This is a genomic window from Pseudomonas sp. F9001, assembly GCF_013385435.1.
Lineage (GTDB): Bacteria > Pseudomonadota > Gammaproteobacteria > Pseudomonadales > Pseudomonadaceae > Aquipseudomonas.
The window spans coordinates 153,648-176,808 of the sequence record NZ_JACAPX010000032.1 but is presented as its reverse complement, the minus strand read 5'-3'; the positions used below and the strand labels follow the sequence as shown (position 1 = coordinate 176,808).

Below are 23,161 nucleotides of genomic sequence, written 5' to 3'. Positions count from 1 at the left end.
CCCGCAGCGGGGACTGGTACCCAACTACAGAGAAAGGGTCGTGGGCGATCATTTCTGTGCACAACGGCACGCCGGACGCTCGGCCCTTTGGGTGGTTGCGGTCTAGACTTGTCTGGAAGGCTGCTATTGACCGACACCGCCGAATTGGCCGGTTTGAGTAATAACTGACATGGAATTTGATTTTGGATAACCGGCAAGCAAAACCACGGAAAGGGCTCGGACGACTGAAAAACGGCGGGGCCACCACATGGTTCTGGACAAAAAAACTCTTCCTTGGCGTGTGCCAGCTCATCGGCACGAGCTGGGGGTCGCTGATCATCGCGTTGCTGACCATCGGAAGCGCCGCCATGATTTCGGTCATGAGTGGTGACATCAAAGCCGAGTACACCGCGACCCAAACGTGGGATGACTTTTTCGCGACCAGCTATCTCTGGCCTTCCATCGAGTTATCCATTGCAGCCGTGTTCGCGGTCTTCCTTCGAGAAATTGGGGTGATCACGACAACGAGAGCCAAGGAGAAAGAACTTCAGGATCGCCTGACCACCATGCCGCCAAAGCAATTCCTGGCTGCGTACAGCGACACCATGATTGATATCAGGTTCCACTTTGAAAACCTTGCGCAGGACAATTCAACTCCAGTATCCAAGCAGACCGTTGCAGCTGATATTCGACTATACCTGACGAAAATTCTTATCCTCGCTCAGAACTGGGACAGCGCGCCAAAGGAAACCTATCGCGCCAACATCATGTTGGTTGAGCGTGATAAAGACCTGATTCGCCGGCAGTACGCACAGGAAGTCAACAATAGTCCTTTCTTTCTGTTCGGATCGAACATTGACGCACGGCTGGATAACGCGGATGGAATCTTACATATCAGCGATCTCGAATTATCCACCTTTGTGGGTGGTGAAGAGTTTGCGAAACCAGACACCGATATCCTCCCAATCTGCTTCCCTTTCAGCATGGACGCCAAAGATCATGCAAAATCACACCCCAACATTCCTGGCGGCGCGGTGGCCGTGGCGTCGAGTCAGTCACAGTATATCCAAGACTCTCGCACTCACTTTAAAGAGTGGCTCGACCAAGAGGCAGTAGAGAATAAACATTTAACCGAGCACTACAAGTCAACCATTGCCAGCTATTACAGCAGCCACCGCTACGCAACCTCTATTCTGTCCATTCCCCTACTGCCTAAGAATATGGGAAGCAAAGACAATGGAGATAAGTTTCCGGTCGCATGTCTTAACATTTATAACAACAAAGCAAACATCTTAATGGGCGATAGTCGCAATGCACAGTTTGTTCAGCTATTGCAGCCTATTTGCGCGTATCTACACGATATGATATCATTATACCGTACTTTTATTGACACGGAGGCAAACGACAATGACTGAATTTGCTCCTGCTGCAGTGCGAGCTGAGAATCCAGCTGACGCTGGAGTTGATGCCTCCGTTGCTCTGAAGAACAAAGCTTTCGCTAAGATATACGGCGGTCGGATGTCCCGCGATGAATTGAGGGCGTCCATGATTGCCAAGGCGAAAGATGTTGTTGAGAAGGGCATCGGATCCCTCGACATGGTGACCGTGGTAGAGCACCGGTAAGGCTCCCCTGTTACTCGCCCCACAGAAGGCCACCGAAAGGTGGCTTTCTTGTATCTGCGGGACAGTAACCGACTGAGGATCTGGGCTGCTTAGGCTACCCCTATCTTCAGCTAGACGATCGCACGCGTACGGCTAAGTCAGCCATTGAACGTGACTTTTCATCGTCTGACCACTGATGGTGTAAACCTATTTTTTGACGNNCGTCAAAAAATAGGTTTACACCGTTTCCGAGGGACAACAAAAAGGCTGGATTGTAGCGGCTGGCATTTCAACGTCACACAGGTTCAATAGGCGCGTCGAACGGGGCAAGGATACATCGCTTGCCAGTGCTAAACATGTACTCAACATGCAGCCCCTTACACCCAACGATCAAGGCCAGCAAAGGACGGGCGTCGCGCCGGTCAGCAGCTAGGATCTGCCACTCAGTCAAATCGATCGAGGACGGCGCTGGATAGTTTTGCGGATGGGTATGCCACTCTCCAACATAGCGCACCAGTCCTTTGCTCTCCTTCCAGCGCTTCATCGCGAGCTTGTGGTGAAAATAGGGCATTCGCTCAAAAAGGAACCTGAACCTCCTGTCCCAGAAGGAGGGCTCTGTCGCCTCGATAATCTCCAAGTGCTCGCCACGCACATGGCCAAGCAGAATCCCACCCGCCTCGTTCGAGTTGATGCCTTCCTGGATGTACCGTTTGAATACCTCTAGCGGTTGCTCACGCAGATACACCAGCTGTTGAGTACCAGGTACGGCCCACGTCGCTATGTGCGGCATGCTGGGCAACCGATGTGCGGGAGTGGCGAGCAATCTGGCGTCGCCGACTCATAACTGTGATCGGTCAGCCGCGTGCAGAGCGACGGCCAAGGTTTGTCAGCTACCCACGCCAGTGCAGAGTCCAATCCAAGGGCCGCTGCCTGAATCGACACCGATGCAGGGAACGGCACATAAAGGCCTTCACACCCCTGCCCGGCAAAGATCGGCTCAACTCCACCTATCACGGATAACAACTCTCCCTGTTTATTGGCTTCAGTTACGCAGCGGTAGCACCCTTGCTCATTGCGGTGCTTGATCAGCGAGCGCACTGCTACCCCTGCCCCCTCTATCCAAACGTGCAAGGTAGGGCAGGACGTCGACTTAGCGAGCCAGTGCCCGAATGACTCCTCACCGGTGGCATCGATGATGAGATCTAAGTCAGCCAAATTGACGTCTTTGGCCTCATTGTTGAAGCCTCGCACCTGGACACTGGGCATGATGATCTTCAACTCGTCCGCAAGCGCTTCAGATTTAGAGCGGAACAGATAATTGAAGCCAAGCCGGTGACGACCCAGATTTTGAGGCATCAAGTAGTCATTATCGATCAACGACAGCTCGCCACCTCCGATTCCAGCGCCCGCCTTAACCAGCATCTCACCCAAAAACCCCCCGATAGTGCCGCAGCCGATCAAACCGATCCGCTTACCTGCAAACGTGGTCTGGCCGGGGATGTTGCGTTCCGCCAGGTATCTATCATCGAGACGAAGCATCTTTAAGGGCTTTATAGGACATTCGAAAATGGGGAGGCGTTGGTCGACCGATCGCTGACCAGGAGGTCGGTTACGCTGCAGGTCGTGCACGATGAACCCGTAGCTGTATCTCGTTTTCTCAGACTCGATGACGATCATCAGAGCGCGAGTTCCTTCACGGTAAGCTGCAGTAACTCTGTCGCGAATCTTGCGCCTGCAGGCATCGTCAAGTTCGTGCTGCCAGTCAAGAATCTCATCCAGCGTTTTAGGAGGCCAGTTGTCCTGCAGAGGTCTAGGGGCTGCGCTGGACGTGATCATCGCGACCTTCGATGTGATTCTGTCAATCACCCGCCCTTGACGCGCAAATTTGGCCCGACTTCGCTCAGCATCGTCAGTCAGCACGTACATCGTGCTGTCCGAGAGCTGAAGAAGCTCAACCATGCCGGATTCGCGCCTCTCGATATCATGGAAGCAGTAATCACCGTTCCAGTAGACAAAGAACTCCTCTTGCAGATCTTCTTTCATCTTCCCGGCCAGAATCTGTTCAATAACCTCCGTCGCCTGAAGCAGGGATGTACGGGTTTGAGTGACCGGGTCAAAGATATCGATGACCTCAGTACCCGGCGCCGAGTAGCACAGATAGCCGTCAGGCGAGAGGTGGGGCACTACACGAGGAAGGGCCTTCGGGAGCCCAGTGAGCCAGAGCTGGAGTGGCCTTTCGAAAGATGCGTCTAGCCATACCTCACACTGGACTGTTCCCTGAGTGGCCGTGACCAGCTCTCCCGCCATCGCGAGCCAGCCCGTACTCGGCTGAGGTTCCACCTTGGTGAACCCCCACTCCTTCATGTGACGCAGCACCTCCGGCATCGCGCTCATGGATCAGCCCGCCTTAGTACGCTTCACTGGCTCCGCAGGCCCGGCCAGAGGTGCGATCGCAGCCATCGAGGCCGGCATGCTCTCAGGGTTCGACTTCATACGATATGGGGCATAGGGGAATCGGTCACCGAGCATCTGGTGCAACCAGTTATTGGCGGTATGGGCATCGGTTGCGTCAATTGCGCCTTCAAGGTAGCGAGCAAACTCTTCAAAAAACTCTACGGCATCTGCAAGGGCTTCCTTGGGCATGTGAGCCGTGAGAGATGCGCTTGGATCAATTGGGCTCGCGACCCCGTTGCGCAAAGCATCCGGAATGCCCTTGGCTACGTTCAAGAGCGCACGGTCATCACGCTTGTCGAAGAATTGGAACAACGGACAGGCTGCAGCCATGAGCAGAATCGAGCTCGGCCCCTTGTCCTCCCACTGCTTGTCCCGAAATGCTTTCAAGTAGCGCACGACGCGAATGAGCTGATCTCCTTTTTCAAGGCACTCGCGCTTGAACCAATTTTTCATCGCCATAGGATCAGACTTACGCCACCCCTGCTTGCGGTCAGCCAGCAGAATTTTGTCCGAGGGCAATGTCTTCCAGCTGTCTCGTTCAGAATTGATCGCGCTATCGAAGACCGCATGGCCACGGCTCTCCATGTTGGCTTTGATCAACTGAAACAAGGTGTTAGGGATCACATACAGCGGGAGATCAATGTGTGCGGAAGGTGAAATAGTGACCCGCACGCAAGTGTCCTTAGCCTGGGTATGCCAACCTCTTTCAGCGCACATAGGGCCGAGCACATCGATGACTGCGTCAAAGAACAAAGCGATAGCGAGCTTGGGGCTGCTCTCTTCGCGCATGACACTCAGCGGAAGATAGACACCGTCATCGATATCCGACTGCTGAGGTGGGGTTGTACAGGGGCTGTTCAGCGTTTTGTAGGCGCGCGATCCCTGAATATAAAACCGTGGTTCGCAGATGTCGCCCTCCAAACCTTTGTCGCGAAGGGCGCCAGGAAGCTCGGCCTTCAGGGCCTCCCGAATATCTTTACGGGCACCATCGATCTGGGCCAACTCTTCGGGGGCGAGATTAAGCTCGTCAAGGAAGCAAGCTTCCCCATTGGTAGTGAACAGCAAGGGACTGAAATTGGGCATGAAGCCTCCGCTCAGGCGCTAAATGAACGGTGCCTCCAGCAACTGCTGACCATCACATCGAGACTACCGAGCGCGCGATGCACCCCTGAATCTCGTCACTGCCACCCTACGCCAACCACGTAATTCCAGAGGGTGCAGTCCTTCCCGGTTTGTCAGCTACCATGCTCGATGACACGTGAGATAACATAGTGCCATACCACAACATGTAGATCAACATCTCACCATCTGATACTACATCTAGTTAAAATCGGTATCTGATCAATTCCACGACCAAGATGGTCAGGCCGCTTTAGATCTTGTGAAGGTCACCAAACCTGCGGTGTTCAGCCCTTCAGTCCACTTGCGATCTGTAAAGTAGGTGCCTTCCATGTACAGCTCACCACCTGACTTCTTCACGAACACTCGGGCAGCGCCGGTGTGGGTGCTGGTATCGGTAGCTACGGGAATTTGTGTGTAGTTGATGAACATGTAATTCAGCTCCAACAGACCAGTCTGATCGCTGGGCCGCACTGAGACGCTAATGGTCTTGGATTCTGAATAGCCGTCGGCTGATGCGAATTCCAATTTGACGCTGAACAGACGCGCTTTGATTTTGACTTTGCCAGGAACGGTGATGAGAGAAGCCCCATCGCCTTGGCCGAGCCATTTCTGCATGATCCCCCAATTGGATTTCAGCTCCATGTCCCACTCCCCATCGATGGGGGGTAGATACGTTCGAACAAAAGGGAGCCTGCAGATCAAAACGAACAAGGGGGTCTGACCTAGTACCCAGAAAACGCCAGCTGCGATCGTGACTGCTGACGTAATGGGTCGCCGTAGATCCATAAGCGGCCCCGCTACCAATGCAGAGATGTCGCTATGGTTCATGACCAGGAAGACCACCACACAGGTGGTAGCGAAGTACCCTAGGGTCTTACTGATCCCCATGACTTGATACATTCCGTACCTCAATTTTCGGCTGTCAGCGTCTTACCCTATACGCTCGCCAAGATGGTGTATATGACAATCCAGATTGCGATTGCTTCGGCGCATTGATGACGCTTACGAAGGTCAATTGGCCGAACCCGTACCTACTTGAACTCGCGCTCGCCCCGCCTATTTGGAGCCCTGTTCTGATCGCTGCTTTGGGCCTGCCCCCCGCCCCTTCGCCGCGACTAACCACTGGATTCCCAAAGCATTCACAAATGCCCTCACCTTTCGATCAGTGCACGCCCCCAACCAAATTACCTTGCCCTTCGGTTCCTCAACGCTCCACGAATGCAGCCGGTACTTTAACCGGCTCGATTGATCTCGATCACATGCTCAGCGAACTGCATCAAGGATGAGATAGCCCCTCCCCCCTTCCTATCCAGATAGAACCCAGAAATCCCAATAGCTCCAGGGCCATCACGATCGCACTGCATGGAGTCACCAATCATCACAACACGCTCGCCTGATGGCGGCATGCCCTGCGCTGGATTGACTCCAAGCTGATGACAGATATCGCGGTAGATGCTTGGGTGTGGTTTCACCTCGCCGACCTCGTAACTCAAGGCAAAGCCATCGACCTCGCTGAGAAGCTGGCGGAGAACAGAGCCGTAGGGCGAGGCCAAGTTCGAGCAGATACCTGTAGCTATCCCCTGGGCCTTGAGCAACCGAAGCGCATTGATTGCGTCGGGGTACACAGTGATGGAGTCGAGCTCATCCTCCAGGTCATGCTGCAAGGACGTCATCTGCGCAGGGCTCACACAAATACCGAACGTCTCGGCAGCAGCGTCCAGGTTGAGGCTGGAGGTCATCAAATGATAGAGGTCAGCAGCACTTGGCCTGCGTCCGTGGAGAGCTCCCAGGCGAAGAAGCTGCCTGTACGGATGGCGCTTGCGTCCAATCTGAACGACTGTTCCGAAGGCGTCGAAAATCGCGGCTGCGATCGGCATGCGGTGGAGCTCCTGTTTGTATCACCTTCAGCAAGCATACGGGCGCGTCACGAGCGTTAGGTAGCACACCTCAGCCAAGATGCGCCGCTGCTCCAGCGGCGCCTCGCAATTATCGTGACCAGCCCTCTCCGACGTTGATCCCGTGGTGGGAAAAGTCTTGAAGCAGTTGTTTGCGGCTCAGCCGAGCCGGAATTCTGAATACTTGCGAATAGGCTTGATACAACATGAATGGGATCAAGGCCAATCCGACCCCATACGTTGCAATTGCCACAATGACTCCAGCAGGAATTGCGGCGATACCGATCAAAACCCCGCTCCAGAAGCCCCTTCGGGACAACCCGCGAACCTCATCAAGATCATACTCAATTGTGCCGCTTTGGGTTTCGAACGCTACCAAGACCACCGCCGATCTATGGACGTTTTTTACAAACCACGTTCTCGGAGTGTCAGGGGCAAATGCACCACGGCGCTCCAAGTATTTAGGGATGATCAAATTCTTAAAGTAGATGTTCTTACCAGACTCATCCAATAGGCGTACTTTTTTATAGAGACGCGCATAGTCGTCAGCGGAGCTGGATTCAAAATTCTTAACCGTGACAGTGACTTTCTTCAGCTCTGACATCCTGACTTCCTTTAGGCCCTATCCTGTACAGCAAAAATTTTGACTAACCTAGCCGTCTGCATTGCCATTCGTGATGGACAGTTCAGACGCAGGGCTTCGCGGGCAACCAAGGCAGAATTCCTCTCTCGCACGGGTGCAATCCGCAACCCCAATACTGGCAAAAAGCCCATACGATTAAATATATAGATTTGTTCGGACTCAAGCAAACACGGCATACCGTCTGCTTTTGAGATGCCGCAATGTCGATTCAGGAAGGCTTCGCCGCAGCGCTGCGACTGATCCGTGCGACCAAGGGCCTGAACCAAAAAGATCTATCGGGCCAAGTGACTGGGTCACACGTGAGTCAACTGGAAAGCGGCAAAACCAGCCCTACAGTCAAAGCTGCGGCAGAGCTGGCCCAGGCGCTCGGCATCACGCCATCGGCCTTGTTGGCCGTTGCGGTAGCCGCTGATTCCGAGGTCACCCCCAAAGAGGTATTGGTGAGGGCGATTAGTGAGCTCGAAAACCTTGGACTGGCTGATAAAATCCCCCCGCCCTCAGCTCAGGCAATGGATACAACACATCCGACCAGCGTTCGAGCTGCCGCAACTCGCGCTCAAGTCCAAGGACTGAAGAGCCAAGGGCTCAGACAAGTCGATGTCGCGAAGGAATTGGGGATTCCAAGGACGACCGTTCAGCGCCATTGGCATTGATGTCCACCGACCTTCTGCATCACGTGTAGAAGGCCAATTGATCTAGCGTCAGGATTAACAGCAGCGCTCTGACCATCGTGTAGCTCCCAACACCCGCATCCCCGTGCCCCACGAGGTGCCGGGAAACTGTGTCTTTCGTGAGGTTGTCCGGGTCGTAGTTGGCGAACATGTAGTTCAGCAGATAGCGGTTAAATCCGGTGGTTAGGAACAGGGTACCGGGGCCATCAGTTTGTTTTTCTGCGCTCTCAATAGCGAATCCCAGAAGCGCTTTGGTGTTGCCGGCCTTGCCGGTGTGAGCTCGACACGCCACATTCAATATGCCCTCAATATCCGTCACCAGGACTTTGATACCCGCGATTGGCTTTCCTTGAGCCAACGCCTCGACGCCCTCCCTGAGTAGGGCTTCTTTGACTGCGTAATGCGGTTGGGCCAACCAACGAGAGAGCACTCACGTACGTGATTGAGCTGACGCTGAGCGACGTCCACAAGTGCCTTCCCCCACGGCTTAGCCTGTTCGGGTAGCCTATCCATCAGCGCGACTCATTGTTAAGAAGCTCACGTGACGCTACTACATGGAGGCTTGGCGGCTAGCACGTTGGATCAGTACAACGGGAGGTCATCAATCGCGCTGTGTAAGAAAGACCGGCCTCCATCCACTCCCCATCAGATGCACGGCTAAGGCTCTTCCAGGCAGGAGCAGGAGCAGGAGCAGGAGCAGGAGCAGGAGCAGGAGCAGGAGCATCAAAGCCTTTTGGGCTTTGACTTCAAAGCCAAGGCAAAGGCGTTGACTGGGGTTACGCAGCTTGACAAGAAATATGTGGTTTCAGGGATTGTGGGAAAACGTGGAACTCGTCGAAGATCAACAAACCCACGCCGTCGAGTGCCGGGTCATCCTGCAGGCGCCGAGTGAGGATGCCTTCGGTGACTACTTCAATACGGGTGTTGGGGCCGACCTTACTGTCCAGGCGAATGCGGTAGCCGACGGTTTCGCCGACCTTTTCCCCCAGTTCGCTGGCCAGCCTTTCTGCCGCGGCGCGGGCGGCCAGGCGCCGGGGCTCGAGCATCAGGATGGTTTGCCCGGCCAGCCAGGGTTCATTCAACAGCGCCAATGGCACCCGTGTGGTTTTACCGGCGCCGGGCGGTGCTTCGAGCACGGCTTCATGGCGCGTCGCCAGGGCGTCACGCAGGGCGGGTAAAACATCATCGATTGGCAACGAATTCATACTGGCTCCAAAGCAGAGCGGCGAGTATAACGGCGAACTGCCGGGTGTCGGTGGTGGTCTCAACGACACGGCCCCGTACTGACTGGAATGCGGTCAAAGGTGGGAGCTGGCCTGCCTGCGATAGCGGTGTGTCAGCCAACACCCCTGATACTGAACCACCGTCATCGCAGGCAAGCCAGCTCCCACACTTGATCATCGTCGCCTTGTAGACTGGCTTATAGTCACTTTCATTATGTTCAAGGAGAGTCCCATGCGTGTTGCTTCCCGTGTCATCGGCGGTGTTCTGGCCGTCACCCTGCTGAGCCAGTTGACGGCCTGCGGCTCGATTTTCTACCCCGACCGCCGGGGCCAGATCGACGGCAAGATCGACCCGGCAATTGCCGTGCTCGATGCGGTCGGCCTGCTGTTCTACGTGATCCCGGGCCTGATCGCCTTTGGTGTCGACTTCGCCACCGGCGCGATCTACTTCGAGCCGGGCAAAACCGCCCAGGTAGCTCCGGAAAAACTCCAGCAAGCCATCGGCGCCGACGGCAAGGTCGACAACGCCAAGCTGCAAACCATCATCCAGAAAGAAACCGGGCGCAATCTGCCGCTGGACGACCCGCGCATGATCCAGTTCAAGGGCAGCGTGCAACAACTCGCCACCCTGGGCCTGCAACCCGCCGCTTAAGGACTGACCCGCCCCATGACCACCAGTCCCGAACACGCCCGGCTGTTGCGCCTGGCCACCCGCGCTTCCGTCGGCGTGGCCTGTGTGCTGATTGTGACCAAGGCCATCGCCTGGTGGCTCAGCGGCTCGGTGAGCATGCTCGCCGGGTTGACCGACTCGCTGCTCGACGGCGTCACCTCGCTGCTCAACTTGCTGGCCGTGCACTATGCGTTGCGCCCGGCGGATGACGATCATCGTTATGGCCATGGCAAGGCGGAATCCCTGTCGGGCATGGCCCAGGCGTTGTTCATCGCCGGCAGTGCGGTGTTGATCGCCTTCCAGGCGTTCCAGCGTTTGCAGCATCCGGAACCTGTGGGCGCGCCATGGCTGAGTATTGGCGTGATCGTTCTGTCCCTGGCGTTGACGGCGGCGCTGCTGATCCTGCAATACCGGGTGATCCGCGAAACCGGCTCCAACGCCATCCGCGCCGACTCGCTGCACTATCGCTCAGACATGATGCTCAACGGCAGCATCCTGGTGGCGCTGGTGCTGGCGGCGTTTGGTTTTCATCAGGTGGACGCCTGGTTCGGGCTGGGCATCGCGGCCTACATTTTGTGGAGCGCCATCCAGATCGCCCGGGAAAGTTTTTCGGTGCTGATGGACGAGGAACTGCCGCCGGATGTCAGCCAGCACATGCTGGAACTGGCGTGCAGCGTGCCCGGTGTATTGGGTGCCCATGACCTGCGCACGCGGATTTCCGGCAGCCACTGGTTCGTGCAGTTGCACCTGGAGTTACCGGGGGAATTGAGTTTGTCCGTAGCCCACGGCATCAGCGACCAGGCCGCCGATGCCATCCACAACGCCTACCCGCGAGCCGAAGTGCTGGTGCACGCCGACCCGCAGGAAGTGGTCAAGGGCGCGAAGGCCTAGTACTGCACCTGATACCCGCGACTGCTCAGGCAGTTGCCCTGGGCCTGGCGGTAGGTTTGCACCACGGCCGGGTCGGGGGCGTAGGTGACGGTCCTTGGGTCAAAGCCACTTTGTTGCACCGCCCAGCGATAGCAGTCGTAACCATCCTGCTGGACCTGCGCCGGTGACTGGCCGTTGGCCGGGTAAGCCACCACGTCATAACCATTGCCCTGGGGCACGGGTTGCGGCGCTGGCGCGGCGGGTGGCGGCTGCACCACAACGTACTGCTGGCTGCTTTCTTCGTAGGTGTAATAGGCACCGGCGGCGAGGAAGAACAGCGCACTGCCCACCCACACTTCCCGCGCGTAGTCGGGCAGGTATTGCACGCGAATCCCGTAAGGCGGCGTCACGACGACATAGCGCGGGCCTTGTGGGCGATACCAGTAGCCACCCGAGAAGAAGTAGTCCTGGCCGCGATACGGCACGCGGTAATTGCGGTCGGGGAAGCGGTCGACGATGTAACCCGGACGGTATTGCGGGCCTGGGCCCCAGCCATTGCCGTGCCCGTCGGGGCGGCCTGGCCAGCGGTGATCGTTGGGGTGATTATTGCCACCGCCGTTACCCCCGTTGAAGCCGGGCCGGCCCGGGCCACCCTGGCCGCCATTGCCGGCCTGCCAATGCTGGTTGCCGTCGTTGCGACGCGGGATGTCCTGGTAATTGCCCTGACGCGGTTCCTGGGTCTGGCGCACGGTGTCCGGGCGACCCTGGATCGGCAGGTTATTGGCCGGCTGCGGCGCCGGGTGCGGAGGTTGCTGCTGGTTGCCTTGCGGGCGACCTTGCCACTGGCCACCTCCGTTCGGGCGCTCAATGTTCTGGTTCTGCGGCCGTGGCTGATTGTTTTCGAAATGCTGATTCTGCGGACGCGGCTGATTGTTCTCGGGCCGAGGGGCTACAGGGCGCGGTTGACTATTTTGTGGTCGCGGTTGGTTGTTCTGCGGCCGAGGCTGATTATTGCCTGGATGCCCTTCCGGGCCTCTTTCATGCTGACCACCGCCTTCCTGGCGTGGCGGGTCGTCGGCCATCACTTGCGCACCAACGCTCATCATCAGCAAACCAACACCTGCCAAACGCCAGATGCGCTTCATGCTATTCCTCACTGCGGATTAGGGCCTACACGTAAGACTGGAAAACCGGGGCCCGGTTCTGCGAGAGGTTATCAGTCACGAGAAGTATTTTCGCAGGCAATAAAAAGGGGCGACCCGTCGGTCGCCCCTTGAGAACTTCGTCCTGGCTCAACGCTTTTGACGTTGGCTCACCTCACGCCGTCTTGTGGACAGTGTGCAGCCCGGGGGCCGGGGCAACCCTGTGGGGTTGGCGGCCGCAGCCGGCCTTATTGGCGGGCTGCAGTGGACTGTATGTCCGGGCAGTGATTCTGTTGATAACTCTACGCCTCGGCCTCGGGCAGATGATTGCGAAGATTGCGTCAATAAACAGTGCTTGCGCAATTTTTAACCCTGGATAGATAATTCACCGCAATAGTTACGACAAAGGCCAGCCCCATGAGCAAACTTGACCGATACGACCTGAGTATTTTGGCGGAATTGCAGCGCGACGCGAGGATCTCCAACCAGGAGTTGGCCGAGCGCATCGGCCTGTCGCCTTCGCCGTGCTCACGCCGGGTCAAGCAACTCGAAGACGACGGCTACATCGCCCGCCAGGTCGCCTTGCTCGACCGCAAGATGCTCGGCCTGAGTCTCACGGCCTACGTGCTGATCGGCATGGACCGACACACCCCCGAACGTTTCGAGAACTTCGAAGCGGCCATCCGCACCTTGCCGCAAGTGCTGGAATGCAGCCTGGTGACCGGGATGGACGCCGACTATCAGCTGAAAGTGGTGGTGCCAGACATGGATCACTACCAGAAGCTGCTGCTGGGCCACCTGACCCGCATCGAAGGCGTCACCAGCGTGCGTTCAAGCTTTGTGCTGAACCAGGTGCTCAACAGCACCGAGCTGCCGCTGACCCACCTGCGCACTTAAGACCGGCGCGGAACAAATGTGGGAGCGGGCTTGCTCGCGAATGCGGTGTGCCAGGCACCGAATGTGCTGACTGATCCACCGCATTCGCGAGCAAGCCCGCTCCCACATTTTGACTGTGTTCCCGCAGGGTGGTAAGTCTGCGGCAGACCGACGCAGGTCAATGTCGCGCCGATTGCCCTGGCGTATAATCGGCGCCCTGCCCCAGCCGGAAACAACCCGATGAACTCGATTGATCCCGCCGTGTTTGAAGAATGGATGATGACCGGCCTGGTCAGCATCCTGATCATTTTCATGGGCTTTATCGTCTGGGACCTGGCGAAGAAATCCAAGGCCGGGCGCTTTGGCTCGATGATCCTGTTCTTCGTGCTGGGCCTGGGCGTTGCCGCGTTCATCATCAAGAGCGTGGTGATCGGCCTGATCGAGTCCGGCGCCTTATAAGCGCGCCGGCACTTCTTTCCATTGGCCTTGGTCCAGGCCGTCGATTGACCAGTCACCAATCCGCACCCGCACCAGACGCAACGTCGGCAAGCCTACGGCGGCCGTCATGCGCCGCACCTGGCGGTTACGCCCTTCACGAATCACCAACTCCAGCCAATGGGTCGGCACGCTTTTGCGAAACCGCACCGGCGGGTTACGTGGCCACAGTTGTGGCTCGTCCAGTTGCCGGGCTTCGGCGGGCAGGGTCATGCCGTCGTTGAGCTCCACACCGTCGCGCAGGCGTTGCAGCTGTTCCTCGGTCGGTTCGCCTTCCACCTGCACCCAATAGGTTTTCGCCAGCTTGTGCTTGGGGTCCGCGATGCGCGCCTGCAATTGGCCGTCGTTGGTCAGCAGCAACAGGCCTTCACTGTCACGGTCCAGGCGCCCGGCCGGGTAAATGCCGGGGATGTCGATGAAATCCTTGAGGGTCGCCCGCCCGCCTTCATCGCTGAATTGGGTCAGCACATCGAAGGGTTTATTGAACAGGATCAACTTGGGATCGGCCGGTGGCGCCTTGGCGACACGACGCGGGGCTGACGAGGTTTGCGGACTTTTCACACCGGGGCGGCGAGAAACAGGACGGGCAGGACGGGACATGGCAAAGGAACATCTAACGGTCAGGACCGACAATGCTAGTGGCCTGACCGTTAAATAACCATCCCAACCGTTTAGCGAAACGGCGGCTCGTCGAAGCTGCGCAGTTTGCGCGAGTGCAGCGAGTTGAGTTCGGTGCGCAACAGATCCACCGCCTCGATACCGATCTTCAAGTGCTGGCTGACCGCACGCTCATAGAACGCGTTGGCCGATCCCGGCAGCTTGATCTCGCTGTGCAGCGGTTTATCCGACACACACAGCAACGTGCCGTACGGCACCCGCAGGCGGTAGCCCTGGGCGGCGATGGTGCCGCTTTCCATGTCCACGGCCACGGCGCGGGACAGGTTGATCAGCGGACGTTCCTGGGCCCAGCGCAGCTCCCAGTTGCGGTCGTCGTAGGTCAGCACGGTGCCGGTGCGCAGGCGTTTTTTCAGCTCTTCGCCTTTCTCGCCGGTGACGTTGGCCGCGGCTTGCTGCAAGGCCATCTGCACTTCGGCCAGGGCCGGGATCGGAATGTTCGGCGGCACTACCCGGTCGAGAATCCCGTCGCGACGCATATAGGCGTGAGCCAGCACGTAGTCACCGATGGTCTGGGATTGGCGCAGCCCGCCGCAGTGACCAATCATCAGCCAGCAATGCGGGCGCAATACGGCGAGGTGGTCGGTGATGTTCTTGGCATTGGACGGGCCGACGCCGATGTTCACCAGGGTCACACCATGGCCGTCGCTCGCCTGCAAGTGGTAGGCCGGCATCTGATAACGGTGCCAGACCACGCCGGCAGCAATGGCAGACGCTTCGCCGTGGTCCATGCTCTTGTCGATGATCACATTGCCCGGCAGCACCATGCGGATAAAGCGCGGGTCGCTGCGCAACTGTTCCAGGCCATGCACGATGAACTGGTCAACGTAGCGGTGGTAGTTGGTCAGCAAAATCCACGGCTGCACATGGCGCCAGTCGCTGCCGGTGTAGTGCACCAGGCGGCGCAGGGAGAAGTCGACGCGGGCGGCATCGAACAATGCCAATGGCAGCGGGTCGGTGTTTTCCCAGTCGTACAGCCCGTCGGCGATGCCATCGGTGGCGGCAGACAGGTCGGTACTCGGGAACACCCGCGCCAGCGTGGCGGCAGTCACACCGGAGCCGGCCAGTTCGTCACCCTGCTCCACCACGTACGGGTAGGGAATGTTCTGCTGGCTGACGCCCACTTCCACCGTCACGGTGAAGTCGTGCATCAACGGCACCAGTTGCTCCAGCAGGTATTTGCGGAAGGCCGACGGATGGGTGACGGTGACGCTGTAGGTCCCCGGCAACTGAACCTTGGCATACGCCCGGGTGGTCTGTGGGACTTCGCCCTGCACCAGGTAGGTCAGGCGCAGTTCCGGGTAGCGAAACATCGCACGTTGTTCAGCGTCGGGTTCGACGCGGTCTTTGAGGTAGCGCTTGAGGGCTTGATTGAGCGCGCCAGTGGCACGCTCATGGAGAGCCGCCAGCCGATCCACGGCTTCTTCGGCGGTTTGAACGACAACAAAAGCTTCGGTCACGGTAAGCATCCTGTGTTCTGACTTGCAGGCCTTCATCTTGCCTGTATCCCTGGCGCACTGGAACACCGGAATTGGAATGCGATCAATAATGTGGGAGCGGCGGTGCGACGATTCGACTTGCTCGCGAAAGCGGTAGGTCAGTCAGCACATGTATTGGCTGATCCACCGCCTTCGCGAGCAAGCCCGCTCCCACATTTTGACCGTGTTTGTTCAGGAAAAAGGAGGTGTCGAGCGCGCGACAATCGCTTCCACATTCACACCCCGCGGCAAGGTGCCATAGACCCGGCCCGACGACTCACCCAGTCGGCTGGCGATAAAACCGTCACTGACACTGGCATTACCCGCCTCCAGCAACAACTTGGCCTGCAGTGCCACGGCAATGTCCTCGGTCAGTTGTCGGGCACGGTACTGGATGTCCTGGGTGTCCATAAAGCCCGACTTCAACTGCTCGATGTGCCGCGCCAGGTGCTTGTGACCGTGGCCATCCCCCAGCTCGACAAACAGCGCTTCCAGCACGCCCGGTTCTTTGGACAAGGCCCGCAGCACATCCAGGCACTGCACATTGCCGGAACCTTCCCACGTCGAGTTGACCGGCGCCTCACGGTACAAGCGCGGCAGGATACTGTCCTCGACATACCCCGCACCGCCCATGCACTCGGCGGCTTCGTTGATCATCGCGGGCGCGCGCTTGCAGATCCAGTACTTGCCCACCGCCGTCACCAGCCGGGCGAATTTGGCTTCCTGTTCGTTATCCAGATGGTCCAGCGCGCGCGCCATGCGCATGCTCAAGGCCAGGGACGCCTCGCTTTCCAGGGCCAGGTCGGCCAGTACGTTCTGCATCAACGGTTGCTCGCTGAGCACCCGGCCACCTACCAGGCGGTGAGCGCAATGATGGCTGGCCTGGGTCAGCGCCTGGCGCATCAGGGCGCTGGAGCCGACCATGCAATCGAAGCGGGTCATCGCCACCATCTCGATGATGGTCGGTACGCCGCGCCCTTCTTCGCCGATCATCCAGGCCAGCGCGCCACGAAACTCCACTTCGCTGGAAGCGTTGGAGCAGTTGCCGAGCTTGTTTTTCAGGCGCTGGATGTAGAACTCGTTGCGGGTGTCATCCGGGCGGTGCCGGGGCAGCAGGAAACAGGTCAGGCCCTTGTCGGTCTGGGCCAGGGTGAGGAAGCCATCGCACATCGGCGCCGAACAGAACCACTTGTGCCCCACCAACTCATACGCCTGGCCCGGGCCGCCAGCGCCCACCGGGTAAGCGCGGGTGGTGTTGGCGCGCACGTCGGTGCCACCCTGTTTCTCGGTCATGGCCATGCCGATGGTGGCGCCGGCCTTGTGGGCGATGCCGACGTTGCGCGGGTCGTATTCGGTGGCGAGGATTTTCGGCAGCCAGGTTTCAGCCAAGTCTGGCTGCAGGCGCAGGGCCGGGACGCAGGCGAACGTCATGGTCAGCGGGCAGCCGGTACCGGCTTCGGCCTGGCTGTGCAGGTAGGTCATCGCCGCGCGGGCCACATGGGCGCCGGATTGCGGATGGGCCCACGGCAACGACGGCAGGCCGTGTTCGACGGCGGTGCGCATCAGCTCGTGGTAGGCCGGATGAAACTCCACCAGGTCGATGCGATGGCCAAACCGGTCATGGCTGTTGAACACCGGTTTGTTCTGGTTGGCCAGGAACCCGGCTTCCATCAGCGGCCCGCCCGCCAGCGCACCATAGGTGTCGATGCGCTGCTCGGCCCAGCCGGCGCCGAAGCGCCGGGACCAGTCTTGCAGCGGCAAGTCGATACGGTACAGGTTGGTGCCGTCCAGGGACGGTGGCTGGTTGGTGACGTCGTGGGTTTCGGCGAACTGGTGCAGGTTCATGACGGGCCTCCTGAAAAAAGGCCACGTTCATTGAGGCCTGAATTTCAGTTAAGCACCGTCACCCGGGTTAAAAAAGTGGCATAAACGCCTAATTGGCGGCGCTTTCACCCTCAACCATATGCAACAACCGCAGTTGCAGCACCCGTTGCAGGGCCTCGAAACGTACCGGCTTGGCCACTCGGTCGGTGATACCCACGCCGTGGCAGCGCTCGCGTTCCGGGGCTTGTAACGAGGTGCTCAAGGCGATCACCGGCAGCTCACCACAACCGGGCAACGCACGGATCTGGCAGCACAGCGAAAAGCCGCCCTCGGGCACATCCAGCAACACTGCGTCGAAGGTTTGACTCTGCAGCAACGCCAGGGCGGCCGGCCCATTGTCGACGGTTTTCACCCGATAACCGAGCTTGAGCAACATGCCGCGCACCACCAGTTGCGCCACGCTGTTGTCGTCCACCAGCAGCACCGTGCACTCCTGCGGCGTGCGTTGCGCCTGCGGTACTCGCCGCACGGCAGCGAGTTCGGGCTGGACGGGGCTGACCGCAAGCTCCAGCTGGAAGCGACTGCCGCGCCGCGGCTCGGAATTGTGGGTGAGGCGCCCACCGAGCAACTCGATCAATTGCCGGCAGATCGCCAGGCCAATGCCCATGCCGCCGTATTGACGAGTGGTCGAGCCATCGAGCTGGAAGAAGCGCTGATACAGGGTCGCCTCATCGAGGTAGGCGAAGCCGATGCCGGTGTCAGTGACAATGAAGGTCAGGCGCAGCGTTCCATCCGCCTGGGGTACACCGACCACCCGTACACGCACCGAGCCCTCGTGAGTGAACTTGAAGGCATTGTCCAACAGGCAATCCAGGCATTGCGCCAGCTTGCCAGGATCACCGTTGATGCGGTCCGGCAGGTCTTCTGCCAGATCAATGGAGAACGCCAACCCCTTGTTCTGGGCGCTGGCCGCGAACTGCTGGCGCAAGGTGTCGAGCAGCCCACGCAGGCTGAACACTTGGGGTTGCGGGCTGAGGCGCCCGGCCTGCAATTCGGTGAGGGTGAGGATGCCGTTGACCATGCGCATCATCTCGCGGGCCGCACCGGAGGCGGTTTGATGGTACTGCGCGAGGTCGCCTGGCAGCGGCTCGGTCTGCATCAATTCCAGGGAGCCGATCACACCGTTCATCGGCGTGCGCAGCTCGTGGGTCAAGGTGGCGAGGAATTCATCCTTGAGCTGGTTGCTGTGGGCCAGTTGCGTGTTGAGCACTTCGAGTTTCTGGCTGGCGTCGAACAGGATTTGCGCCTGTTGCTCGCGCATCGAATTGATCCGGTCGGCCAGCGCCAGGGACAGCAAGGCCACTTCCAGTGCCGAGCCGATCTGGCTGGCGTACATCGTGAGGAACACATTGGGCAGGTAGCCCAGCACCATCATCGTATTGACTACACCGCCCAGCAGGAACGCGGTCCAGGCGATGATGAAGTAGCGCGCCATGCGCTGGCCGCAATACCAGGCCTTGATGGCCGCGACGAAGATGGTCACGGTAAAGACCAGCGCCAGGGCGGTGGCCAGGCGCAGCGCCAGCGCATAACTGGTGAACAATGCCAGCACCATCACCACCCCGCCGCTGACCGCCAGGGCGAGCAACAGCCGGTTGATCCAGCGACTGTAAAGCGCGGTGTGCAGAAAACTGCGGGCAAAGAGGCTGCCGAACAGCGCCGCCGAACCGATCAGGAAGGGCACCGCCGCGTTCGCCCACCACGGGTTATTCGGCCAGAAATACTGCACGGCCACACCGTTCACCGACAGCTGATACAGGCCGAACGAGGCGATATAGAGGATGTAATAGAGGTAGCTGGTGTCGCGCACGCTCAGGTAGATGAACAGGTTGTAGATCAGCATGCCGAGCAGCACGCCGTAGATCACACCCAGCACGTACAGGCGCAATGGCTGTTCTTCGAGGTACGCGGTGGTGGACCAGAGGGTCAGCGGTGCCTGGATCGAGCCCTGGCTTTGCAGGCGCAGGTACAGGGTTTCCTGCTGGCCAGGGACGAAGTCGAGCTTGAACAGGTAGTTGCTCTGGCGGATTTCGCGGCTGGAAAACGGCAGGATGCTGCCGGTGCGCGACACCAGTCGATAGTTGCCGACACTGTCAGGCTCGTACAGCTCCAGTTGGTTCAGCGGCGGGTAAGCCAGTTCCAGCAGCCAGCGGCGCGGGGCATCCGGGCGCTGTGCACGGTAATGCAAATCGACCTTGAGCCAGAACACCGAGCGCGAATAGCCGGCATTCAATGTGGCTTTGTCGTGGGTCTTGAAACGACTGGCGAGGACCGGCGAGCTGATATCGCCAATGGTCAGGGCGCCACTGGGGTCCTCAAGGACTTGCATCACTTGGCCCAGGGGCAACCGCGTGGTGGTCTCGTTGAACTCGACTGCGCCGGCCAGCATCGGCAGCCCGGTCAACAGTAACATCAGCAAATAGCGCATAGAGCCCCAGCGTGACCTGTCCGGTTATGTCAAAAGCCTCCATTCCTTTTGAGCAGACGTAAACCGGCGATACAGTTATTGGTTTGAATCCACTCTAGCATAGCCATTACAGGCCAAAAGACACCATTGAAATAATTTTTTGAAAGGCTCTAGAGCGGGCATTACAGGGCATTTGACCTGTATTTCACGATGATAGCAAACAGCCATTTCCACCTTCGCCTCCGCTAAAAATTCAACCATCGCCCGACAGCCACCCAAAAAGCGTTTGGTGGTAAGCTCGCGCACCATGAATATCTACAGCTCTCGCCCCGTTGTCCTCTGTCTCTCCGGCCATGATCCCAGTGGTGGCGCCGGCTTGCAGGCAGATATCGAAGCCCTGCTCGCCCAGGGCTGTCATGCGGCCCCGGCCGTCACCGCGCTGACTGTGCAGAACACCGTCAACGTCAGCGATTTCCGCGTGCTGGATCGCGAGTGGGTGCTGGCCCAGGCCAACGCCGTGCTCGGTGACTCCGAAGTGGCCGCGGTGAAACTGGGCATGCTCGGTTCCCTGGAGATGGTCGACACCGTGGTCGAACTGCTCAAGGCGCACCCGCATTTGCCGGTGGTCTGCGACCCGGTGCTGCGCGCCGGCGGCGGCGGCAGCCTGGGCAAGGACGAGGTCGGCTACGCCATGCGCGAGCGGCTGTTGCCGCTGTCGTTGATCGCCACCCCCAACCTGCCTGAAGCGCGCATCCTCGCCGAATTGCCCGAGGGCACGGCGGACGAATGCGCCGCAAAGCTGCTGCCCTTCATCAAGCACCTGCTGATCACCGGCGGCCATGGCGACGAGCACGAAGTGCACAACCGCCTCTACAGCCGCGACGGCACACACCAGACCTTTACCTGCCAGCGCCTGCCCGGCAGTTATCACGGTTCGGGCTGCACCCTGGCCAGCGCGCTGGCCGGTCGGTTGGCACAAGGCGAAGGGTTGGTCAGCGCGGTGCAATCGGCCCTCAACTACACTTGGCGCACCCTGCGTGACGCTGAACAACTCGGCCAGGGGCAATTCGTGCCTCGTCGTCTGCCGCTGGATTTCTGCTCGTAACACCAAGAGGCCTGCCCGATGAAACTACGTGGCCTTTATGCCATTACCGACAGCCAACTGTTGGCCGGCAAGTTCCTGGCCTACGTCGAAGCGGCGTTGGACGGTGGCGTGACCCTGCTGCAATACCGCGATAAAAGCAGCGACGAAGCGCGCCGCCTGCGGGAAGCCGAAAAACTGCGGGAGCTGTGCTCGCGCTACAAGACCCAACTGATCATCAACGATGACGCCGAACTGGCCGCACGCCTCGGCGTCGGCGTGCATCTGGGCCAGACCGACGGCCCGCTGACCCCGGCCCGTGCGCTGCTCGGTTCCAAGGCGATCATCGGCTCCACCTGCCACAGCCAGATCGAACTGGCCGAGCAGGCTGCCCGCGAAGGTGCCAGTTATGTAGCCTTCGGCCGCTTCTTCAATTCCAACACCAAGCCCGGCGCGCCGGCAGCCACCGTTGAACTGCTGGCCCAGGCCCGCGCGCGGTTGCACCTGCCGATCTGCGTGATCGGCGGCATCACCCTGGAAAACGCCGAGCCGCTGGTGGCCCACGGTGCCGACTTGCTGGCAGTGGTCCACGGCCTGTTTGGTGCCGACAGCACCCAGGAAGTCACGCGCCGCGCCCGCGCTTTCAACGATCTTCTAAAATCTTGAATTCAGAGAACACGATCATGTCCCGTTCCGAAACCCTGTTTGCCAATGCCCAGAAACACATCCCCGGCGGTGTGAACTCTCCCGTGCGAGCGTTCAAGAGCGTTGGCGGCACCCCACTGTTCTTCAAGCATGCCGAAGGCGCCTACGTCACCGACGAAGATGACAAGCGCTACGTCGACTACGTGGGTTCGTGGGGCCCGATGATCCTCGGCCACAGCCATCCGGAAGTACTGGACGCGGTGCGCCAGCAGCTGCAACACGGCCTTTCCTATGGCGCACCGACCGCCATGGAAACCGAGATGGCTGACCTGGTGTGCTCCATCGTGCCCTCCATGGAGATGGTGCGGATGGTCAGCTCCGGCACTGAAGCCACCATGAGCGCGATTCGCCTGGCCCGTGGGTTTACCGGCCGCGACAGCATCATCAAGTTCGAAGGCTGCTACCACGGCCACTCCGACAGCCTGCTGGTCAAGGCCGGTTCCGGTGCGCTGACCCAAGGCGTACCGAGCTCCGCCGGGGTGCCGGCCGCGTTTGCCAAACATACCCTGACCCTGCCGTTCAACGACATCGCTGCCGTCGAGCAGATGCTCAGCGAAGTCGGCCAGGAAGTGGCGTGCATCATCGTCGAGCCGGTGGCCGGCAACATGAACTGCGTGCCGCCGGCGCCGGGCTTCCTGGAAGGCCTGCGGGAACAGTGCGACAAGCACGGCGTGGTGCTGATTTTTGATGAAGTGATGACCGGCTTCCGCGTTGCCCTCGGCGGCGCCCAGGCTTACTACGGCGTCACGCCGGACCTGAGCACCTTCGGCAAGATCATCGGCGGCGGCATGCCGGTGGGCTGCTTCGGCGGCAAGCGCGAAATCATGCAGCACATCGCGCCGCTGGGCCCGGTGTACCAGGCAGGCACCCTGTCGGGTAACCCGCTGGCCATGGCCGCCGGCCTGACCACCCTGCGCCTGATCAGCCGCCCGGGCTTCCACGCCGAGCTGACCGACTACACCACTCGCCTGCTGGACGGCCTGCAACAGCGCGCCGATGCCGCCGGCATTCCGTTCGTGACCACCCAGGCGGGCGGCATGTTCGGCCTGTACTTCAGCGGCGCCGACGACATCGTCACCTTCGACGACGTGATGGGCAGCGATGCCGACCTGTTCAAGCGCTTCTTCCACCTGATGCTGGAAGGGGGCGTGTACCTGGCACCGAGCGCTTTTGAAGCCGGCTTCACCTCGATCGCCCATGGCGACGCCGAGCTGAAACTGACCCTCGATGCCGCCGAGCGCGCCTTCGCCGCCTTGAAATAAGCGGCGCAAAAATCCGACGTCGCCCCT

General features: G+C 59.4%; 22 protein-coding genes and 1 pseudogene. 10 read left to right on the top strand and 13 right to left on the bottom strand.

Annotation, left to right across the window (positions count from 1 at the left end; all coding sequences use genetic code 11):
- The first annotated feature begins 182 nt into the window (after positions 1-182).
- Both HX818_RS25510 and HX818_RS25505 read left to right on the top strand, forming a co-directional pair.
- Positions 183-1,394 (top strand): hypothetical protein, encoded by a 1,212-nt coding sequence (locus HX818_RS25510; protein WP_177020946.1) that lies wholly within the window; start codon positions 183-185, stop codon positions 1,392-1,394.
- Positions 1,387-1,602, top strand: a complete 216-nt coding sequence (locus tag HX818_RS25505) for a hypothetical protein (RefSeq protein WP_029571546.1) — start codon at positions 1,387-1,389, stop codon at positions 1,600-1,602. The genes HX818_RS25510 and HX818_RS25505 overlap by 8 nt, the downstream gene beginning before the upstream one ends.
- 274 nt (positions 1,603-1,876) lie before the next feature.
- Here HX818_RS25505 and HX818_RS25500 read toward each other — a convergent pair whose 3' ends face one another.
- From HX818_RS25500 to HX818_RS25475, 6 genes are all read right to left on the bottom strand, one after another.
- Positions 1,877-2,371: a Mov34/MPN/PAD-1 family protein gene (locus HX818_RS25500; RefSeq protein WP_029571547.1), complete on the bottom strand. Its 495-nt coding sequence runs from the start codon at positions 2,369-2,371 to the stop codon at positions 1,877-1,879.
- Entirely contained in the window at positions 2,359-3,975 is a 1,617-nt protein-coding gene (locus HX818_RS25495; protein WP_087693583.1) for a ThiF family adenylyltransferase, read from the bottom strand. The genes HX818_RS25500 and HX818_RS25495 overlap by 13 nt, the downstream gene beginning before the upstream one ends.
- Before the next feature lie 3 nt (positions 3,976-3,978).
- Positions 3,979-5,118 (bottom strand): cyclic GMP-AMP synthase DncV-like nucleotidyltransferase, encoded by a 1,140-nt coding sequence (locus HX818_RS25490; protein WP_087693584.1) that lies wholly within the window; start codon positions 5,116-5,118, stop codon positions 3,979-3,981.
- A 279-nt stretch (positions 5,119-5,397) separates the two neighbouring features.
- Positions 5,398-5,799 (bottom strand): hypothetical protein, encoded by a 402-nt coding sequence (locus HX818_RS31310; protein WP_235668274.1) that lies wholly within the window; start codon positions 5,797-5,799, stop codon positions 5,398-5,400.
- Between the two features lie 590 nt (positions 5,800-6,389).
- On the bottom strand, positions 6,390-7,034 hold the full coding sequence (locus tag HX818_RS25480; protein WP_122311396.1) for an HAD family hydrolase: 645 nt from the start codon (positions 7,032-7,034) through the stop codon (positions 6,390-6,392).
- A gap of 109 nt (positions 7,035-7,143) precedes the next feature.
- Complete coding sequence (locus tag HX818_RS25475) at positions 7,144-7,656, bottom strand: hypothetical protein (RefSeq protein WP_087693587.1); 513 nt, start codon at positions 7,654-7,656, stop codon at positions 7,144-7,146.
- 239 nt (positions 7,657-7,895) lie between these two features.
- On the opposite strand from HX818_RS25475, the gene HX818_RS25470 reads away from it, so the two are divergent.
- On the top strand, positions 7,896-8,348 hold the full coding sequence (locus HX818_RS25470; RefSeq protein ID WP_087693588.1) for a helix-turn-helix transcriptional regulator: 453 nt from the start codon (positions 7,896-7,898) through the stop codon (positions 8,346-8,348).
- Positions 8,349-8,367: 19 nt separating this feature from the next.
- Here the strand turns inward: HX818_RS25470 and HX818_RS25465 are convergent, their stop codons facing one another.
- Both HX818_RS25465 and HX818_RS25460 read right to left on the bottom strand, forming a co-directional pair.
- Positions 8,368-8,796: a hypothetical protein gene (locus tag HX818_RS25465; RefSeq protein WP_177020944.1), complete on the bottom strand. Its 429-nt coding sequence runs from the start codon at positions 8,794-8,796 to the stop codon at positions 8,368-8,370.
- Positions 8,797-9,190: 394 nt separating this feature from the next.
- A pseudogene (locus HX818_RS25460) lies at positions 9,191-9,571 on the bottom strand (DEAD/DEAH box helicase); the annotation flags it as partial.
- 250 nt (positions 9,572-9,821) lie between these two features.
- Between HX818_RS25460 and HX818_RS25455 the strand changes: the two are divergent.
- The gene (locus HX818_RS25455; RefSeq protein ID WP_003215492.1) at positions 9,822-10,241 is read left to right on the top strand and encodes a hypothetical protein; all 420 of its coding nucleotides are present in this window, start codon (positions 9,822-9,824) and stop codon (positions 10,239-10,241) included.
- 15 nt (positions 10,242-10,256) lie between these two features.
- Positions 10,257-11,150 carry a cation diffusion facilitator family transporter gene (locus tag HX818_RS25450; RefSeq protein WP_087693591.1) on the top strand — a complete coding sequence of 298 codons (894 nt, stop codon included), beginning with the start codon at positions 10,257-10,259 and terminating at the stop codon, positions 11,148-11,150.
- On the opposite strand, the gene HX818_RS25445 is transcribed toward HX818_RS25450, so the two are convergent.
- Positions 11,147-12,274, bottom strand: a complete 1,128-nt coding sequence (locus HX818_RS25445; RefSeq protein ID WP_177020943.1) for a DUF6515 family protein — start codon at positions 12,272-12,274, stop codon at positions 11,147-11,149. The two genes, HX818_RS25450 and HX818_RS25445, sit on opposite strands and share 4 nt — an antisense overlap.
- Positions 12,275-12,688: 414 nt before the next feature.
- Here HX818_RS25445 and HX818_RS25440 point away from each other — a divergent pair, with 414 nt between their 5' ends.
- Both HX818_RS25440 and HX818_RS25435 read left to right on the top strand, forming a co-directional pair.
- A complete protein-coding gene (locus tag HX818_RS25440) occupies positions 12,689-13,168 on the top strand; it encodes an Lrp/AsnC family transcriptional regulator (RefSeq protein ID WP_003194418.1) in 480 nt (159 codons plus the stop codon).
- 228 nt (positions 13,169-13,396) lie between these two features.
- Entirely contained in the window at positions 13,397-13,606 is a 210-nt protein-coding gene (locus HX818_RS25435; protein WP_026077819.1) for a DUF2788 domain-containing protein, read from the top strand.
- Here HX818_RS25435 and HX818_RS25430 read toward each other — a convergent pair.
- The 4 genes from HX818_RS25430 to HX818_RS25415 all read right to left on the bottom strand — a co-directional run bounded on the left by HX818_RS25430 (position 13,601) and on the right by HX818_RS25415 (position 20,107).
- Complete coding sequence (locus HX818_RS25430; protein WP_003215483.1) at positions 13,601-14,242, bottom strand: pseudouridine synthase; 642 nt, start codon at positions 14,240-14,242, stop codon at positions 13,601-13,603. The two genes, HX818_RS25435 and HX818_RS25430, sit on opposite strands and share 6 nt — an antisense overlap.
- A gap of 71 nt (positions 14,243-14,313) precedes the next feature.
- Complete coding sequence (gene amn / locus HX818_RS25425) at positions 14,314-15,813, bottom strand: AMP nucleosidase (protein WP_172834544.1); 1,500 nt, start codon at positions 15,811-15,813, stop codon at positions 14,314-14,316.
- Between the two features lie 174 nt (positions 15,814-15,987).
- On the bottom strand, positions 15,988-17,640 hold the full coding sequence (locus tag HX818_RS25420; protein WP_177020942.1) for an acyl-CoA dehydrogenase family protein: 1,653 nt from the start codon (positions 17,638-17,640) through the stop codon (positions 15,988-15,990).
- 88 nt (positions 17,641-17,728) lie between these two features.
- Positions 17,729-20,107, bottom strand: a complete 2,379-nt coding sequence (locus HX818_RS25415; protein WP_102604766.1) for a hybrid sensor histidine kinase/response regulator — start codon at positions 20,105-20,107, stop codon at positions 17,729-17,731.
- 286 nt (positions 20,108-20,393) lie between these two features.
- On the opposite strand from HX818_RS25415, the gene HX818_RS25410 reads away from it, so the two are divergent.
- The 3 genes from HX818_RS25410 to hemL are packed head-to-tail and all read left to right on the top strand — an operon-like array spanning position 20,394 to position 23,134.
- Positions 20,394-21,191 carry a hydroxymethylpyrimidine/phosphomethylpyrimidine kinase gene (locus tag HX818_RS25410; RefSeq protein WP_003215474.1) on the top strand — a complete coding sequence of 266 codons (798 nt, stop codon included), beginning with the start codon at positions 20,394-20,396 and terminating at the stop codon, positions 21,189-21,191.
- An 18-nt stretch (positions 21,192-21,209) separates the two neighbouring features.
- Positions 21,210-21,833, top strand: a complete 624-nt coding sequence (thiE, locus tag HX818_RS25405) for a thiamine phosphate synthase (protein ID WP_177020941.1) — start codon at positions 21,210-21,212, stop codon at positions 21,831-21,833.
- A 17-nt stretch (positions 21,834-21,850) separates the two neighbouring features.
- Positions 21,851-23,134: a glutamate-1-semialdehyde 2,1-aminomutase gene (gene hemL / locus HX818_RS25400; protein WP_003215470.1), complete on the top strand. Its 1,284-nt coding sequence runs from the start codon at positions 21,851-21,853 to the stop codon at positions 23,132-23,134.
- The last annotated feature ends 27 nt before the right edge of the window (positions 23,135-23,161 follow it).